Origin of the sequence: Streptomyces sp. WAC04114, assembly GCF_019733245.1 — a bacterium.
Lineage (GTDB): Bacteria > Actinomycetota > Actinomycetes > Streptomycetales > Streptomycetaceae > Streptomyces > Streptomyces massasporeus_A.
The window spans coordinates 1-15,631 of the sequence record NZ_JAIGQA010000186.1 but is presented as its reverse complement, the minus strand read 5'-3'; the positions used below and the strand labels follow the sequence as shown (position 1 = coordinate 15,631).

Sequence of the window (15,631 nt, the reverse complement as noted above, 5' to 3'; positions counted from 1 at the left end):
CATCGGGGCGCAGGTACGGTTCATGATCGCGCAAGAACGGGTGAGCGGGGCCCGGGGCAACGCCCCTAAGGGGGCGTTGCCCCGGGCCCCGCTCACCCGTTCTTGCGCGATCATGAACCGTACCTGCGCCCCGATGGGGTCTGAGGCGGTCCGGGTGGGGTATGCCGGATCTCATCTCTACGAGCGCGACGGGAGACGAGCCATGGCACAGCTGCGACAAGAGGTCGATCCGGGTGAGGCCGGGCTGGATCCGCAGGTGCTGGGCCGCCTGGACCGGCACTTCGCCCGGCTGGTCGACGAAGGGCGTCTGCCGGGCTTCCTGGTCTCCGTCGCCCGGGGCGGGCGCGTCGCGCACCTCGCGACGCACGGGCGGCGCGACATCGCGGCCGGTCTCCCGGTCGAACCCGACACCCTGTGGCGGGTCTACTCCATGACGAAGCCGGTCACCGCGGTCGCCGCGCTGCTGCTCGTGGAGGAGGGCCGACTGTCCCCGGACGACCCGGTCGCCGACCACCTGCCCGCGTTCGCCGACCCCCGGGTCTACGTCGGCGGGTCCGGGGCCGACATGGAGACCCGCCCCGCCGACGGCCCCATACGCGTCCGGCACCTGATGACCCACACCTCGGGCCTGACCTTCGGCTTCTACCACGCCCACCCGGTCGACGCCCTGTACCGCGAGGCCCGCCTGGAGTCCTCGGTGCCGCCGGGTGCGGACCTGGCCGAGACCATCGAGGTGTATGCGAGCCTGCCGCTGCAGTTCGAGCCGGGCACCGAGTGGAACTACTCGGTGGCCGCCAACGTCCTGGGCCGGATCATCGAGGTCGTGTCCGGGCAGCCGCTCGACGTGTTCTGCGCCGAGCGGATCTTCGGGCCTCTCGGCATGACGGACGCCGGCTTCCACGTCACGGACGCGCAGGCGCCCCGGCTCTCCGAGATGTACGGGGAGAAGGACGGCGGCGGCATCGAGCCGATTCCGGGGCTCCCGCTGCGCGGCCGGCCGCGGTTCCTCTCGGGCAGCGGCGGCATGGTGTGCTCGGCCCACGACTACCACCGCTTCATGGAGATGCTGCGCCGCCGGGGCGAACTCGACGGCGTGCGGCTGCTCGCCCCGTCGACCGTGGACCTGATGACCCGCAACCATCTGCCCGGCGGAGCCGACCTGCGGGCCTTCGGCAGCCGCCCCGCCCACGACGAGCCCGGCAACGACGGGCTCGGCTTCGGCTTCAACTGCTCCGTGGTGATCGATCCCTCCCGCACCCTGGTGCCGACCGGACTCGGCGCCTTCGGCTGGAGCGGAGTGGCCACCACGACGTTCTGGGTCGACCCGGGCCGCGACCTGACGGTGCAGTTCATGACCCAGGTGCGGCCCAGGACCTCCCACTCGGTCTTCAAGGACCTCAAGCGGATGGTCCACGAGGCCCTGTCGGACTGACGCCCGCTACCGGCCGACCCGCAGGGTGAACTCCACTCCCTCTTGCGCGAGTTCACCCAGCCACTGCTCGGACCGGGCGGCCGTCTCGGCGGCGCGGTTCAGGCCCGGCGGCAGGGAGCCGTCCAGGATGTGACGGACGCCCAGGGCGAGGGTCCGCGAGACACAGCGGGCCATCGCGCTCTCCCGCGCATCGCCCACCAGGTCCATCAGACAGCCACCCGCCCAGGTCCGCCCGGACTCGGCCCGCACGTCCAGCGACACAGCGAGAACGACCCGGTCGTGGTCGTCGTCCTTGGTGGGGTAGGCGGCGGCCAGTTCCCGGGCCAGGGCGGCGATGCGGTCGTCGTCGCCGGCCCTGAGCTCCTCGAACACACCGTCCCAGGCGCGCAGCCAGCCCTCCAGCCGCAGGGTGCCGCGCACGAACGTCCGCGCCGTCCAGGCGTGAGGCAGCCCGTACTGCGCGATGAACGGGACACTGTCGCGGTTGGGGTAGACCTCGAAGGTCTCCCCGTCGACGACATGCCGCCGGGTCGCCTCCCACGGCCGCTCGGCGACCGTCGGCACACCGTCCTCGAGGTAACGGGCCGGGGAGCGCAGGGCGTTGAGGACTCCCGCGGGGGCCCAGCTGAAGCGGTACGTGAAGTCGTTCGGGACGGCGGGGACTCCGCCGCAGTACGACGTGAGGGTGTACGAGGCGGGCGTGTCGTCGCCGATGGCCTCCCGGGCCCGGGCGATCAGGGCGTGGGCGAAGAGGTGGTCGATGCCAGGGTCGAGCCCGGCCTCGGTGAGGACGACGAGCCCGGACTTCCCGGCGGCGGGCACGTGCTCCAGCACCGCGTCCGACACATAGCTGGAGCACGCGAAGTGCGCCCCCCGCCGTACGCACTCCGCCAGGAGCGGGGCGTGCTCGGGGGCGGGCAGCATCGACACGACGACATCGCCCGGCGCGAGTTCGGCGGCGAGCGCGGGCAGCGTGTAGGCGCGGGGCTCGGCCCGGCCGGTGAGGTCCAGCCGGGCGAGGGCGTCGGCGGCCCGGCTCTCGGTGCGGTGCCAGAGCCGGACCCGCTCGGCCGTGTCGCACAGCGCCGCGAGACCGCTGCCCGTGGACAGGCCCGCGCCGATCCAGTGCACGGTGCCGCTCGCCGTCGCCGCCTCAGTGCTCAAGAGAATCCCCCTCGTCGAGGCCGTGGGCTCGGGACGCGTCACGGAACCGGTCCAGGCAACGCCCCCAGGGTCCAAAGACTCCGAAGTCGAGCAGGTGAGGCACGAGGGCGGCCGAGAAGTCGGTGCTGGACTCCAGCGGCAGCAGGGAGGGCAGGTTGTCGATGGCGATGAGGTCGAGCGGGGGTGCGTCGCGCAGCCGCCGTACGGGCTCGTCCCAGGTGGTGGTCTCGTCGTACACCGGGAGGACGTTGAGCGGGGAACCGACGTCGCAGGTCACGTCGCACAGGGTGCGCAGTCGGCGGTCCGGGGTGTCGAGGTCCTGTTCGCGCACGAAGGGCGGGACGGGGGTGGTGGCGAGGACCGCGTTCACCATCACGTCGTGCCGCAGCAGGGCGGGGCGGTCCAGGTCCCGGGTCTCGGCGAGGTCCCAGCAGGTCGGGTCGACACCGGCGGTGGCGAAGGCCGCGCGGGCGCCGCGGCCGCTGCGGCCCAGGGCGCCGATGACGAGGCCGGTGAACCCGGCGTCGTCGGCGGCGGGCTTCAGCGTTTCGTCCAGGTCTTCCTTGGTGGTCGGTGTCAGGGGCGCCCGCAGCCGGCCCCGTTGCCGGAGCACGGCGAGGGCGGCGCCCAGATAGCCCGCCCAGAAACCGAAGGCGGCCAGGCGTCGTCCGGTGTCGTCCACCAGATACTCCAGGTCGAACAGCGCTCCGCCCCCGGCGGCGAACCGGCCCAGCAGCTCCGCCGCTCCCGGCTGCCCCTTGTAGGCGTGGCCGAAGAAGATGTGCCGGTGTGTCAGCTCGGCCGGGTCCTCGGGCAGTTCCTTCAGGCCGAGCACCACGGCGTCCCGGGGCGCCGTCACCCAGGAGCCCGCCGGGGCGACACGGCAGCCGGCCTCCTCGTACTCCTCGATCGGGAAGACCCGCTGCGGGGACTCCTCGACGGTCAGTTCCACTCCGTTCCCGACGAGCCGCCGGGCGTCGTCGGGAACGATCGGAGTGCGTCGCTCGGTCGTGCGGGCCTCGTGGCGCAGCCACAGATGGAGCTCGGTCATCCCAGTGGGCCTCCGGCGTGAGGCGTCGGCCGCTGGGGGCCGACGCTTCTGGGGCGGACGTCCACGAAGCGTACGCGGCCCGCCTGCGGGTCGCGCACGGATTCGCCCAGGTCACGTCGGGAACCGGAACCAGGTCGAGCGGTCAGGAGGAGCTGACCACCGCGTCCAGGTGGGGCAGGTGGTGGTCGAGGCGTTCCCGCTTGGTGCGCAGATAGGTGATGTTGTTCTCGCACGGCGGGATCAGCAGCGGCACCGTCTCGGCGACGGTGATGCCGTGGTCCACCAGCGCCTCGCGCTTGCGCGGGTTGTTGGACATCAGCCGCACCGACCGCACGCCGAGATCCTTCAGGATCCGGGCGGCGACACCGTAGTCGCGGGCGTCGACCGGCAGGCCGAGGGCGAGGTTGGCCTCGACGGTGTCCAGGCCCTCCGCCTGCAGGGCCATCGCGCGCAGCTTGCCGAGCAGGCCGATGCCGCGGCCTTCATGCCCTCTGAGGTAGACCACGACGCCCGCGCCCTCGGAGACGACCGCGCGCAGGGCGGCGTCGAGCTGGTCGCCGCACTCGCAGTGCTGGGAGCCGAAGGCGTCACCCGTCAGGCACTCCGAGTGCAGCCGGATGAGGACGTCGTCCGTGCCGATCTCGCCGTAGACCAGCGCGACCTGTTCGTCGCCGCGGTCGTGGTCCATGTAGCCGATCGCCTGGAATTTCCCGTACACGGTGGGCAAGGGGGCATTCACGACGCGTTCCACGCCGGTCCGCTGCGGTGCCTTCTTGCCGAGTACGCCAATGTTGTCTGTCATGATTCTCGAGTTCCTAAGCAGAGACGAAAGGCCGTGACGTTATGAGTGATCTGGTGCCGGCGGACACCACGGAAGACGTACGGACGCGGGGCGCCGGTGTCTCACGGCAGGTCGCGGTGCTTCCCGTGGGGAGCTTCGAGCAGCACGGTGCGTACCTCCCGCTGGCGACCGACACGCTCGTCGCCTGTGCCGTCGCGCGGGAGATAGCCGGCGCGTACCCGGTGCACCTCCTTCCTCCGGTGACGATCTCGTGCTCGCACGAGCACGCGGCCTGGCCGGGGACCGTCAGCATCTCCTCGGTGACCCTTCATGCGGTGGTACGGGACATTGCGGCTTCGCTGCGCCGGTCCGGGGTCGACGTCCTGGTGGTGGTCAACGGGCACGGCGGAAACTACGTGCTGGGCAACGTGGTTCAGGAGTCCTCCGCCCGCGGCGAGCGGATGGCGCTCTTCCCGGCCGCGGAGGACTGGGAGGCGGCGCGCGAGCGGGCGGGTGTGGTCACCTCGCTGCTCACCGACATGCACGCGGGGGAAATCGAGACCTCCATCCTTCTGCACGCTCATCCCGAAATGCTCCGTCCCGGTTATGAGACTTCCGATTTCATCGCTGACGACCGGCGTCATCTGCTCACCCTCGGCATGTCCGGCTATACCGATTCCGGTGTCATCGGCCGTCCTTCGCTGGGTTCGGCGGAAAAGGGGAAGGAACTCCTGGCGAGCCTCGCGGATTCCTTCGGGGCGTATTTCTCGATGCTGACCTCCGACGCGTAGTCACCCTGCGGCGCGGGGGCGGGTGCCGGGGCCTGAGCGGTGGCCCCGGCCCGCACGCCCGCGTACCAGCGGGCGACGAGCACGATCAGGCCGGGCAGGCTGGCCACGAGGCTGAGCACCCCGTAGACGACCGCGACGGCCAGCCCCCGGCCGGCGCCCAGGCCCGCCGCGCCGAACGCCCAGGCGGTGACGCCCTCTCGGGGCCCCCAGCCGCCGACGTTGAGCGGCAGGCCCATCGCCAGCAGGGCGAGAACGGCGAGGGGCAGCAGGACGGCCACGGAGGCGGCGGTCCCGGCGACACGGGCGGCGAGTACGAACATCGCGACGTAACCTGCCAGCACCACCAGGGAGGAGACAACCACTGCGGGCCCGTTCTCCCGCGACAGCAGCCCGTGGCGGGTTTCGGCGAGGACCGCGCGCAGCCTGTGGCCACGCCGGGAGCGCGCGGGGCGGTTCATGCGCAGGGCGAGGACGACGGCGAGTGCCCCGAGGACGGCCAAGGCCGCGAGCGGGGCGACGTGCCGGGACTCGGCCAGCACCGGGGACGGCATCGTCAGCAGGACGACGGCCCCGACGGCGAACAACGCGATCTGCCCGGCGGCCCGTTCGAGGACGACGGCCTTCACGCCCCGCCGCACGTCCCCCTCGCTCTGCCCGTGCCGCACGGCCCGGTGCACATCGCCGAGGACACCGCCGGGCAGGGCCGCGTTCAGGAACAGGGCGCGGTAGTAGTCCGCGACCGCCGGCCCGAACGGCAGCCGGATCCTGAGTCCCCGGGCCACGATCGCCCACCGCCACGCGCTGCACACGGTGGTGACGAGGCCGATGCCGAGCGCGAGCAGCAGCGACGTCCCGTCGATCCGCCGCAGCCCGTCCAGGAAGACGCCGGTGCCCAGCCGCCAGAACAGCACGCCCAGGATGGCGATCCCGGCGACGGTGCCGAGGTGCGTACGGACCCTCGGAGAGCCGAGGCGGGCCAGGGCCGTACGGAGGGGGCCGGAGGCCGACGCACCGGTACCCGCCGGGGCTTCGGCCATTCGGCCCGGGGCGACGGGCTCGCTCCTGTCGCCGGCGGCCGGGCGCGGCACGACCACGTCCGTGCGGGCCGCGACGGCCGCGGCGGATGCCGCGGGCACCCGGACACCACCGGCGTTCGCGGGCACCCGGGGGCTCTCCGTGGGCGTGGTGCGCGGGCGCGTTCCCGTCGCCTGGGGGCTCATGACGCTCCGCCCCCCGGGCGGGACAGGGCCAGGAGGTCGACGTGGTGGACGGTGACGCTCAGCTCACCCGCGGCGAGGGCGGCCAGCCGGTTGGTCAGGTAGACGTCGGCCTCCGCCCGCAGCTCGGGGCGCTCCTCGACGGCCGCGCCGACCCAGCCGCGCAGCCACTGCTCGGTGAGCGCAGCCTGCTCGGGTCCCAGCCGCCAGGGGCTCGGGTGCAGCCGTACGGTCGCGCCGTGCTCGGAGAACGCCTCGGCCGCCGCCGTGACCGCGTCGGGGCCGAGCAGGCCGTCGCGGCGCTGGTGGTCGTTGAACGCCTGGGTCAACTCCGCGTCCAGCGGGTGGGACGGGCTCAGTTCGACCCGCCCGGCGACGGACAGCGTCAGCAGGGCGGGGCAGCCGGCCCCGGTGCACGCGGCGGCGAGAGCGTCGATCTCCTCCCGGGTGAGGACGTCCAGCAGGGCGGACGCGGTCACCAGGGACGCACCCTGCAGGGCGTCCGGGGTGAGGCGGGCGACGTCACCGCGGCGCGTCTCCACGGTGACCCGGCTGCCGTCGGCGGCCGAGCGCGGGGAGGAGACGGCGGCGAAGTGCAGCAGGTAGGGGTCGCGGTCGTGCAGGATCCAGTGCTGGGCGCCGTCCAGGCAGGGCGCGAGCCAGCGGCCCATCGAACCGGTGCCGCAGCCCAGGTCGTGGATGACGACGCCCGACTTGCGCGGCATGTTGGCGAGCCGGATCCGCAGGGGGTCGAGCAGGTCGTGCGCCCGCGCGGCGGCGTCGGCCGGTTCGCGCAGCTCCAGCCACTCGGGCGCGTACCGGGGCGGATCGTCCGGGCCCGCCTCACGCAACTTGACGGTCGGCCGCGAGCCGGGCTTGCCGCTGGGGCCGGCGCCGGGGATGACGGCCCCGGGGACGTGCCCCGGGCCGAACGCCACGCTGGAGCCGAGGCCCGGGACCGCGGCGTTCCCGGTCGACCGGGCTGCGGACTCGCCGCCGATGCCCACGCTCGGGAGCGTGGTCTCGGCGGCCTGCCCCCGCCCGGACTGCCCGCCGGAGACCACGCCTTGGACGCCCGCTGCCACGGCCTGTCCCGAGCCGGGCTTCGTGCCCGGCGTCGCGCTGTCCGTCACTCCCGTGACCTCCCTCGGACCGGGCTGCGCCGGAATCGCCCCGCTCTGCTGGGTCGTCGTCGCCGGGTTCGTCATGCGGCCCTCCGGGGTTCGGTCGGGAGCCGGCGCAGTACCGCGGCCAGGCTCTGTGCGGTCGTCGCCCAGCCGCCGAGGGCGGCGCGGCGGCTGCGGGCGGCGGCCTTCAGACGGCGCCGTACGTCCGCCTCGCCGAACCAGCCGCGCAGTTCGGCGGCGATGGCGGCGGGGTTCTCCGGCGGGACGAGGATGCCGGGCACCCCGCCGTCGGGCGCGCGGCCGACCGCCTCCGGCAGCCCGCCGACGTCCGTGGCCATCACCGGGATGCCCCGGGCCAGGGACTCGGTCACCGCCATGCCGTACGTCTCGGCGTAGGAGGCGAGCACCATCAGGTCGGCGGTGGCGTAGGCGGCGTCCAGCGCGGGGCCGGACTTCGGACCAGCGAGCTCCAGCCGGTCCTTCAGGCCGTGCTTCTCGATGAGGGACCGCAAGTGGGCGACGTACTCCGGTTCCTGGGTCAGGCTCCCGACACACACGCAGCTCCACGGCAGGTCGCGCACCGCGGCCAGCGCCTCCACCAGCCGGTGCTGGCCCTTGCGCGGGGTCACGGCGGCCACGCACAGCAGGCGTGACATCCCGTCGGTGCCGGGCGCGAGCGGCGCGATGTCGGCGCCGGGGGCGGCGACATGGACGCGCTCGGGGGGAAGGCCGTGGTGGGAGACCAGGCGGCGGACCGCCCAGTCGCTGGTGGCGATCACCGCCGGCACCGCCCGCAGCACCGTCCGCTCCTTGGCGTCCAGCTCGGCGGCCACCTCCGCGTCGAGCCCCGTCTCGTCGCCGAGCGGGAGATGGACGAGGACGGCCATGCGCAGCCGTTCCGCCTCGGGCACGACGATCTCCGGCACGCCGCAGGCCACCAGCCCGTCGAGGAGCACGACGGCCCCGTCGGGCAACGCGGCCAGGGCGCCCGCCAGTTCCGTACGGGCGTCGGCTCCGGGCCGGGGCCAGTCGCCGGCCACGGCGTGCTTGGTCACCTGCCAGCCGAAGCCGGGCAGGTCGAGGCACACGCGGCGGTCGTAGGCGTTGCCGCCGCTCGGAGCCGTCGGGTCGTCGACGCCGCCCGGCAGCACGAAGTGCACGGTGCGCAGGGACATGGGGATGATCTCGGCGTTCTTCAGGGGAGCGTGCTGCACGGGAACATAATTCAGCCGCGCCGGCGCCGGTCCGGGCTGCCCGGGCCGTTCGATCGTCGTGTCGGTCACAACGCACGCTCGTAACTCGCCCAGGCGATGTGCGACTCGTGCAGCGTGACGGTGAGGCCGGCGATGCCCTTGGCGCCCTCGCCCAGCGCCCCCTTGTGGATGCGCTCGGCGAGCCGGTCGGCGATGACCTTGGCGAGGAACTCCGTGGAGGTGTTGATCCCCGCGAAGTCGGGCTCGTTGTCGAGATTGCGGTAGTTCAGCTCGCTGACGACCGCGCCGAGCTCCTGGGTGGCCAGCCCGATGTCGACGACGATGTTGTCCTCGTCCAGCTGCTCGCGCCGGAACGTGGCGTCCACGAGGAACGTGGCCCCGTGCAGGCGCTGGGCCGGTCCGAAGACGTCGCCACGGAAGCTGTGGGCGATCATGATGTGATCGCGGACGGTGATGCTGAACAACGGACGACCCTCCAGGTGCGGCGCGTCTGCTCCCCGCTCTCGGGTGCCGGGGATGCCGAGTAGTACGGCTCGTTGCCTTCCCTTGTTCAGCCTTCCGTACGGCTTTTCTCAGGTCAGGCGCTCTTGTCGTGGCGAAGTTGTACCGGATGGAACGAATCGTCAGCCGATGCGTCGCTCGCTCTCGGCGTAACGGACGCGGTGGCACAGCGCGGGGACCTCGCCGGAGACCAGCCTGGGCAGCACGTCCGGCAGCTCCTCGAAGGGGGATTCGCCGGTGATGAGGGCGTCGAGCGCGGGGTCGGCGAGCAGGTCCAGGGCGACGGCGAGCCGGTCGGCATAGGTGCGGTTGGGTCGGGCCGGGGAGACGGTGCCGACCTGGCTGCTGCGGATGACGAGCCGCCGGGAGTGGAAGGCCTCGCCGAGCGGGAGGCTGACCTGCCGGTCGCCGTACCAGCTGAGTTCGAGGACGGTCCCCTCGGCGGTGAGGAGTTCCAGGGACCTGGCGAGGCCCTGTTCGGTGGCGCTGGCGTGCACGACGAGGTCGCGGTCCCCGTCGGCGTCCTCGGGGGTGGCGAAACCGACGCCGAGCGCCTCGGCGATCTTCGCGCGGGACGGGTCGGCGTCGACCAACTGCACACGGACGCCGGGAAACCGGGCGAGCAGGGCGGCCACCGAGCAGCCGACCATGCCGCCGCCCACCACGGCGATCCGGTCGCCGACCAGCGGCGCGGCGTCCCACAGGGCGTTGACCGCGGTCTCCACGGTCCCGGCAAGCACGGCCCGTTCGGCGGGCACGGTGTCCGGGACGGGGGTGACCGCGGTGGCGGGGACCACGTAGCGCGTCTGGTGCGGGTAGAGGCAGAACACGGTGCGGCCCTTGAGTGCCGCGGGGCCCTCCTCCACCACGCCGACGTTGAGGTAGCCGTACTTCACCGGGCCGGGGAAGTCGCCCTCCTGGAACGGGGCGCGCATGGCCGTGTGCTGGCTGACGGGCACCCCGCCGCGGAAGACGAGCGTCTCGGTGCCGCGGCTCACACCGGAGAACAGCGTGCGGACCAGCACCTCGCCCTCGGCGGGCGCCGGCAGGGTGACATCCCGGATGTCGCCTCGCCCAGGCGAGTCGATCCAGAACGCCCGTGCGGTGTGCTTCATCGAAGTCCTCCTGAACGATCGGGAAGCTGCTTGCGTACCGAGGGGTGCACAGGCCGCGCACAAGGTAGCGGCGTTGATCGACTCTGTCACACGGCCGGAGGGTGTTCGGTGGCCCTGAACAACACGTACGACGCGAGGCTCCAGCAGGAGACCGCCCTGGGGGCGGGTGTGCAGGTCCTGCTGCTGGCCCTGATCGGCACGGCGATCGGGATGGGGCCGGCGGGCTGGCTCAGCGGCCTCGCGTTCGCGATCGCCACCTGGGCGGTGCTCTCCCGGGCCCTGCACCGCTCGCGGCTGCGCTCGTTCGGCGCGGCCAACCGGGTCACCCTGGGCCGGGCCACCCTCGTCGGCGGGGTCACGGCCCTGGTCGCCGACTCCTTCCAGAGCTCACCGCCGGTGTCGCTGTTCGTCGGCCTGACGGCGGTGGCGCTGATCCTCGACGGCGTCGACGGCAAAGTCGCCCGCCGCACCGGGACCTCGACCCCGCTGGGAGCACGCTTCGACATGGAGGTCGACGCGTTCCTGATCCTGGTGCTGAGCGTGTACGTGTCGATGCAACTGGGCCCGTGGGTGCTGCTGATCGGCGGCATGCGCTACGTCTTCGTCGCCGCGGCCAAGGTGTGGCCCTGGCTGACGGCCGCGCTCCCGCCGAGCACCGCCCGCAAGACCGTCGCCGCGCTCCAGGGTGTGCTGCTGCTCCTGGCGGGCGCCGATCTGCTGCCGTACGCGGCCAATTTCGGGGTCGCGGCCCTGGCGCTGGGCCTGCTGGTCTGGTCGTTCGGGCGGGACGTGCTGTGGCTGTACCGGACCTCGCGGATCGAGGAGAGCCCGGCCTCGCGGCAGGTTCGCGAGCTGGTCGCCGGCTGACAGCCGGCCGGTCACGACCCGAACCGGCCGCGGGCCTCCTCGATGTGCGGTACCGGAGACGCCGGCGATGATCTGATGGTGGGCCAGCGGCACGACCGCGTCCGTACCGAGGATCGCGGCCTCGGCGGCCATGGCGGCGTCCTGTCGCTCACCGGTGCTGTCGGTCCCCACGGCCTCGGCGACGGCCCGGTCGACCTTCTTGTCGCACAGTCGGGCCAGGTTGTACCCGCCGTCGCAGGTGTAGTCGCTGCCGAGGGCGCCGACGGGGTCGCCGGTCTCCAGGAGGCTGTTGCGGGCGCCGATGAACGCGTCGAACGTCCCGGCGAGCGCGTCGTTCTCCAGCCGTGAGTACTCGCGGCTCTTGATGCTCTGATCACGCGCTTGCACAGCATGGGCAACAAGCGGAACACGCCGTTCAACCGGGTGATCCCGCCCACGGGAGCCACCAAATCCCATACGGAGTAAGCGATTTGACACCGACACGAAGAACTCCCTAAACCTAGTCACATGACATCCATTTTCAAAACGGTGGAGCGGCCGTGAGGATCGCGTTCGTCGGCAAGGGCGGCAGCGGCAAGACCACCCTGTCCGCACTCTTCTCCCGCCACCTGGCGCGCTCCGGCGCCCCGGTCCTCGCCATCGACGGCGACATCAATCAGCACCTGGCCGAGGCGCTCGGCGGCGAGGAGGTGCCGGCCCCTCCCCTGGGCACCCACGTGTCCGAGATCAAGCAGTTCCTGCGGGGCGACAACCCCCGCATCCCCTCTGCCGAGGCGATGATCAAGACGACCCCGCCCGGCCGCGGTTCACGCCTCCTCCGTCCGCTCGGCGACGACGAACTGCACGGGCGGCACGTCGGCCGGGCGGGCGGCGTCCCCCTCATGGTGACGGGCGAGTTCGACGAGTCGGACTTGGGCGTGGCCTGCTACCACTCCAAGCTGGGTGCGGTGGAGCTGTATCTGAGCCATCTGCTGGACGGCCCGGGCGAGTACGTCGTGGTCGACATGACGGCGGGCGCGGACGCCTTCGCCTCGGGCCTGTTCACCCGCTTCGACATCACGTTCCTCGTGGCCGAACCCACCCGCAAGGGAGTCTCGGTCTACCGCCAGTACCGCGACCACGCCGAGCAGTTCGGGATCCGTATCGCGGTCGTCGGCAACAAGGTGACCTGCGAGGACGATCTGCTCTTCCTCAAGGAGCAGGTGGGCGACGACCTCCTGACCCACCTGGTCCACTCCCCCTGGGTCCGCGCGGCCGAGCAGGGCCGCACCGAGCCCGGCCCGCATGCCCTGGCGTCGCTGGAACCGCACAACCGCCACGCCCTCCGCGTCCTGCGCGAGGCGGTCGACTCCCACCCCCGCGACTGGGACCGCCTGCACCGCCACGCGGTCGAGTTCCACCTGCGCAACGTCCGGGCCTGGGCCGACGCGCGTACGGGCGAGGACCTGGCGGCACAGGTGGACCCGGACTTCGTCCCTGGGCGGACCACTCAGCCCTGAGGTGGCCTGGGCGCACCACACCCACCCCGTCCCCCTCCTCCGGCTACTCGATCCCCGTGGCATCGAGCAGCCGGACCAGGTCCTTGCGCCCGTACCCGAGCAGCCGGGCGCGGGCGGCTGCCGTCAGCATCAGGTGCGCGACGGTCTCCGCCGCGTGCCCGTCCTTGTTGTCGCCGCCGAACCATTCGTGGGGTTTCTCGACACCCAGACTGTTCATCACCAGCCCGTGCTCCCGCCGAACCTCCGCGACGGTACCGGCGACCGCGTCCACGAGCGTCCTGCCCGGCCGCTCGCACTCCAGGGCGAAGCACCCCCGGTCGACCGGCACACACCCCTCGGGTGGACGCGCCCGCAGGCCCGCGTACCTCTCGTCCCCGAACCCCGACGCCCGGGCCTCCTCGTGCACCAGTGAGAACCGGTGGAACCCGGGCGGAAGCGGAGGCGGTGGAGGCGAGTACTCCCATCCGGCGTCCTCGTACACCCGCCGCTTGACCTCTTCCTCGTCGGCATGCGTCATGGTGAAGCCGCTGGCCTCGTTGCGCCCGGTCGTCGTGCCGTCGGGGTTGCGGTGGAAGTGCAGGCCCATGGTGTGCTCCCGATGCGGTGATTGCTATGGACGAGAAGTCCCCGTCACCCGCTCGAACGGACCGGACGGCCGGCCCGTGCCCGCTTGTTCGCAGTACCACCCGATCGTGTGAAAACAGGCGGCGTGGTCACCGGTCGGCCCCGCGGGATCGGCGGTTGTTACGCTCCTGCGGTGAGCATTCCGGGCCCCGCAGAAATCCAGGCGCTGCACGAGAAGTACGCGCCCACCGCCGAGGCGTTCACCCTCGTCCACACGCACTGCGAGATCGTCTGGGCAATCGCCGAGCAGCTCCTTTCGGCGCCCCACCTCGCTCACCTCGACGCCGACCTGGTCCGGGCCGGCTGCCTCCTCCACGACATCGGCGTCTACCGCCTCTACGACGCCGAGGGGCGCCTGGACCACCGGAACTACATCCGGCACGGCCTGCTCGGCCACGAGATCCTCGAAGCGGAGGGCTTCCCCGAAACCCTCCGCCGCTTCTGCTCCCACCACACCGGAGTGGGAATCACGCGACAGGACATCACGAGTCAAGGGCTGCCCCTCCCTCCCGCCGACTACGTGGCGGAGACGGAGGAGGAGAGGCTGGTGATGTACGCGGACAAGTTCCACACCAAGTCCCGGCCCTCGGCGTTCCTCTCCCCCGATGAATACGCCGCCCACGTCCGCCGGTTCGGCGAGGACAAGGTGATCGCTTTCCAGGCACTGCGTGGGAAGTTCGGCGATCCGGACTCAACCGTGCCGGTGCCGGGCGGCGGCAGCATCCAGCGGGTGACCGCTCCGTAGGTGACTCACGGCGCCGACTGCGACGAACTGCCCGAAGAACTCCCCGGCCGGCCCATCGCGGCCTGTGTCCCGGCGTCGCCACCCGGGTGGGCAAACACGACAAACCCCCTTTCCAAGTCTCGTCGTTGACCTACGGTTACGTCATCCGCCTCGCCCCCCTCCAGTTCCAGCCCGGCCCCTGACACGCCGTCTTACTCGCCTTCTCCAACCGTCCGCATCCCCGATGACTCCGACACCGGCGAGGGGAGCGCTGACGAGCCCGCCCCCGAGCCGTCGACACCTCCTCCGGATCCCACCGAAGAGGCGTTCGAAGCCATCTCGGCCGGTGACTGCCTGGCGGTCCACGACACGGGGCGCGGGGGCACCACCAGCGTCGACTGGAGGGTCGGTGCTCCGCCGGACCCCGTGTCCTGCGCCGGCGAGCAGGCGCGGGTCCAGGTGACCGCCATCAACACGGCCTGCCCCACCGGCTACGGGAAGTCGTACTGGAGCTACCGGTCCGCCGCCACCGGCGACACCACGAAGCTCTGCCTCACCCGCGTCTACCACGCCAACTACTGCATTCTCGGCCGGCAGTCCGGCGATTCGATCTCCCTCGCCCTGGTGACGGCCGTGGCCTGCCGGCGCGAGCCGGTACCCGTCCCGTACAACCAGATCATGCACATCACAGGCGTCTACCGCGCCCCGGCGGGCGCCGACGCGAACAACTGCCGCCGGGCGGCAGGCGACCAGACGCGCTACTGGGCCGCCCTGGTGGACGACGGCGCCACGCTGCTGTGCACCACGAGCTACCAGGGCAGCTGACCGACAGCTCAGTTCCCCCCTCCAAAAGAGGAGCCGCCCAAGTCCGCTGGTGGAAAGGCAGGTTCGGACCCGTCTCTCCGTCGTCGTGACGGCCGTCGAGCCCGGGTTCACCGAAACGGACGGGGTTGTCACCCGAAAGCCCTCACCTTGTGCGATTTCATCCCCCTTCACCCCTGTGCCGCATACCGTGGACCCACCGCCTGAACATCTCTCGGCACAACAGGGAGCGGCGGTGACATGCAGGTCACGGGAGACGGAAGAAGAACGGGATGACACAGGCCGCCGCAGGGAGCGAGCTGGACGAACGGGTGCCGGGGCGCCGGTGGACCGTGCGTCTGGACCCCGTCGGCCGAGGCAGCTCGGAGGTGCGCGTCTCGTGCAGCCGACCCGCCTGTGCCGAGCGGCGTCTGCCCTCCGCGGCGGCAGGCCGTACGGCCGCGGTCGCCCACCTGAAGGCGCACCTGCGCGCCGCCCCCGCTCCCAGAGCCGGTACCTATTGCGCCTGCCGGGCCGACGGCTGCCGCGCCCACCTCCCCGACACCGGCAGGCATACTCGTACCGAACAACCCTGGCGGTGCGGCGGACCGGTCGTCCTGGCCGTGATCACCGACCGGGCAGGACGCTGGTGGCAGGCCCTGGAGTGTTGTTCCAGGTGTGCCGCCGCCACTCCCGGAGCCCAGACCGCGGCCCCCTCCCACC

At 72.2% G+C, this 15,631-nt stretch carries 14 protein-coding genes and 2 pseudogenes; 6 read left to right on the top strand and 10 right to left on the bottom strand.

The window, feature by feature from the left end; genetic code table 11:
- Window positions 1-202 precede the first annotated feature (202 nt).
- Window positions 203-1,432 carry a serine hydrolase gene (locus K4G64_RS32720; RefSeq protein WP_221759558.1) on the top strand — a complete coding sequence of 410 codons (1,230 nt, stop codon included), beginning with the start codon at window positions 203-205 and terminating at the stop codon, window positions 1,430-1,432.
- A 6-nt stretch (window positions 1,433-1,438) separates the two neighbouring features.
- Here K4G64_RS32720 and K4G64_RS32715 read toward each other — a convergent pair whose 3' ends face one another.
- The 3 genes from K4G64_RS32715 to ribA form a co-directional block, all read right to left on the bottom strand.
- On the bottom strand, window positions 1,439-2,596 hold the full coding sequence (locus K4G64_RS32715) for a saccharopine dehydrogenase family protein (protein ID WP_221759557.1): 1,158 nt from the start codon (window positions 2,594-2,596) through the stop codon (window positions 1,439-1,441).
- Entirely contained in the window at window positions 2,586-3,647 is a 1,062-nt protein-coding gene (locus K4G64_RS32710; protein WP_221759556.1) for a saccharopine dehydrogenase, read from the bottom strand. The genes K4G64_RS32715 and K4G64_RS32710 overlap by 11 nt, the downstream gene beginning before the upstream one ends.
- A gap of 142 nt (window positions 3,648-3,789) precedes the next feature.
- On the bottom strand, window positions 3,790-4,449 hold the full coding sequence (ribA, locus tag K4G64_RS32705; protein WP_221759555.1) for a GTP cyclohydrolase II: 660 nt from the start codon (window positions 4,447-4,449) through the stop codon (window positions 3,790-3,792).
- A gap of 41 nt (window positions 4,450-4,490) precedes the next feature.
- Between ribA and K4G64_RS32700 the strand changes: the two genes are divergently transcribed.
- On the top strand, window positions 4,491-5,219 hold the full coding sequence (locus K4G64_RS32700; protein ID WP_221759554.1) for a creatininase family protein: 729 nt from the start codon (window positions 4,491-4,493) through the stop codon (window positions 5,217-5,219).
- A 101-nt stretch (window positions 5,220-5,320) separates the two neighbouring features.
- Here the strand turns inward: K4G64_RS32700 and K4G64_RS40715 are convergent.
- From K4G64_RS40715 to K4G64_RS32680, 5 genes and pseudogenes are all read right to left on the bottom strand, one after another.
- Window positions 5,321-6,256: pseudogene (locus K4G64_RS40715) on the bottom strand (lysylphosphatidylglycerol synthase transmembrane domain-containing protein); the annotation flags it as partial.
- 179 nt (window positions 6,257-6,435) lie between these two features.
- Window positions 6,436-7,644 carry a class I SAM-dependent methyltransferase gene (locus K4G64_RS32695; protein WP_221759553.1) on the bottom strand — a complete coding sequence of 403 codons (1,209 nt, stop codon included), beginning with the start codon at window positions 7,642-7,644 and terminating at the stop codon, window positions 6,436-6,438.
- Entirely contained in the window at window positions 7,641-8,846 is a 1,206-nt protein-coding gene (locus tag K4G64_RS32690; RefSeq protein ID WP_221759552.1) for a glycosyltransferase family 4 protein, read from the bottom strand. Before K4G64_RS32690 ends, K4G64_RS32695 begins: the two co-directional genes overlap by 4 nt.
- Window positions 8,843-9,241, bottom strand: a complete 399-nt coding sequence (locus K4G64_RS32685; protein ID WP_221759551.1) for a 6-carboxytetrahydropterin synthase — start codon at window positions 9,239-9,241, stop codon at window positions 8,843-8,845. The genes K4G64_RS32690 and K4G64_RS32685 overlap by 4 nt, the downstream gene beginning before the upstream one ends.
- A gap of 159 nt (window positions 9,242-9,400) precedes the next feature.
- Window positions 9,401-10,393 (bottom strand): zinc-binding alcohol dehydrogenase, encoded by a 993-nt coding sequence (locus tag K4G64_RS32680; protein ID WP_221759550.1) that lies wholly within the window; start codon window positions 10,391-10,393, stop codon window positions 9,401-9,403.
- Window positions 10,394-10,501: 108 nt separating this feature from the next.
- On the opposite strand from K4G64_RS32680, the gene K4G64_RS32675 reads away from it, so the two are divergent.
- Complete coding sequence (locus K4G64_RS32675) at window positions 10,502-11,260, top strand: CDP-alcohol phosphatidyltransferase family protein (RefSeq protein WP_221759549.1); 759 nt, start codon at window positions 10,502-10,504, stop codon at window positions 11,258-11,260.
- Window positions 11,261-11,308: 48 nt separating this feature from the next.
- Here K4G64_RS32675 and K4G64_RS40710 read toward each other — a convergent pair.
- Window positions 11,309-11,626, bottom strand: a pseudogene (locus K4G64_RS40710) (ABC transporter substrate-binding protein); the annotation flags it as partial.
- Between the two features lie 173 nt (window positions 11,627-11,799).
- On the opposite strand from K4G64_RS40710, the gene K4G64_RS32665 reads away from it, so the two are divergent.
- On the top strand, window positions 11,800-12,759 hold the full coding sequence (locus K4G64_RS32665) for an ATP-binding protein (RefSeq protein ID WP_221759547.1): 960 nt from the start codon (window positions 11,800-11,802) through the stop codon (window positions 12,757-12,759).
- A gap of 43 nt (window positions 12,760-12,802) precedes the next feature.
- Here the strand turns inward: K4G64_RS32665 and K4G64_RS32660 are convergent, their stop codons facing one another.
- Entirely contained in the window at window positions 12,803-13,345 is a 543-nt protein-coding gene (locus tag K4G64_RS32660; RefSeq protein ID WP_221759546.1) for a hypothetical protein, read from the bottom strand.
- 171 nt (window positions 13,346-13,516) lie between these two features.
- Here K4G64_RS32660 and K4G64_RS32655 point away from each other — a divergent pair, with 171 nt between their 5' ends.
- Together K4G64_RS32655 and K4G64_RS32650 are read left to right on the top strand one after the other, a co-directional pair.
- Complete coding sequence (locus K4G64_RS32655; RefSeq protein WP_221759545.1) at window positions 13,517-14,128, top strand: HD domain-containing protein; 612 nt, start codon at window positions 13,517-13,519, stop codon at window positions 14,126-14,128.
- 438 nt (window positions 14,129-14,566) lie between these two features.
- The gene (locus K4G64_RS32650; protein ID WP_221759544.1) at window positions 14,567-14,932 is read left to right on the top strand and encodes a hypothetical protein; all 366 of its coding nucleotides are present in this window, start codon (window positions 14,567-14,569) and stop codon (window positions 14,930-14,932) included.
- Window positions 14,933-15,631 lie beyond the last annotated feature (699 nt).

What these genes read in the sequence shown, in the direction of transcription:
- K4G64_RS32660 (WP_221759546.1), bottom strand. Translation starts at nt 13,345, where the DNA reads ATGGGCCTGCACTTCCACCGCAACCCCGACGGCACGACGACCGGGCGC.
- K4G64_RS32680 (WP_221759550.1), bottom strand. Translation starts at nt 10,393, where the DNA reads ATGAAGCACACCGCACGGGCGTTCTGGATCGACTCGCCTGGGCGAGGC.
- K4G64_RS32710 (WP_221759556.1), bottom strand. Translation starts at nt 3,647, where the DNA reads ATGACCGAGCTCCATCTGTGGCTGCGCCACGAGGCCCGCACGACCGAG.
- K4G64_RS32695 (WP_221759553.1), bottom strand. Translation starts at nt 7,644, where the DNA reads ATGACGAACCCGGCGACGACGACCCAGCAGAGCGGGGCGATTCCGGCG.
- ribA (WP_221759555.1), bottom strand. Translation starts at nt 4,449, where the DNA reads ATGACAGACAACATTGGCGTACTCGGCAAGAAGGCACCGCAGCGGACC.
- K4G64_RS32720 (WP_221759558.1), top strand. Translation starts at nt 203, where the DNA reads ATGGCACAGCTGCGACAAGAGGTCGATCCGGGTGAGGCCGGGCTGGAT.
- K4G64_RS32700 (WP_221759554.1), top strand. Translation starts at nt 4,491, where the DNA reads ATGAGTGATCTGGTGCCGGCGGACACCACGGAAGACGTACGGACGCGG.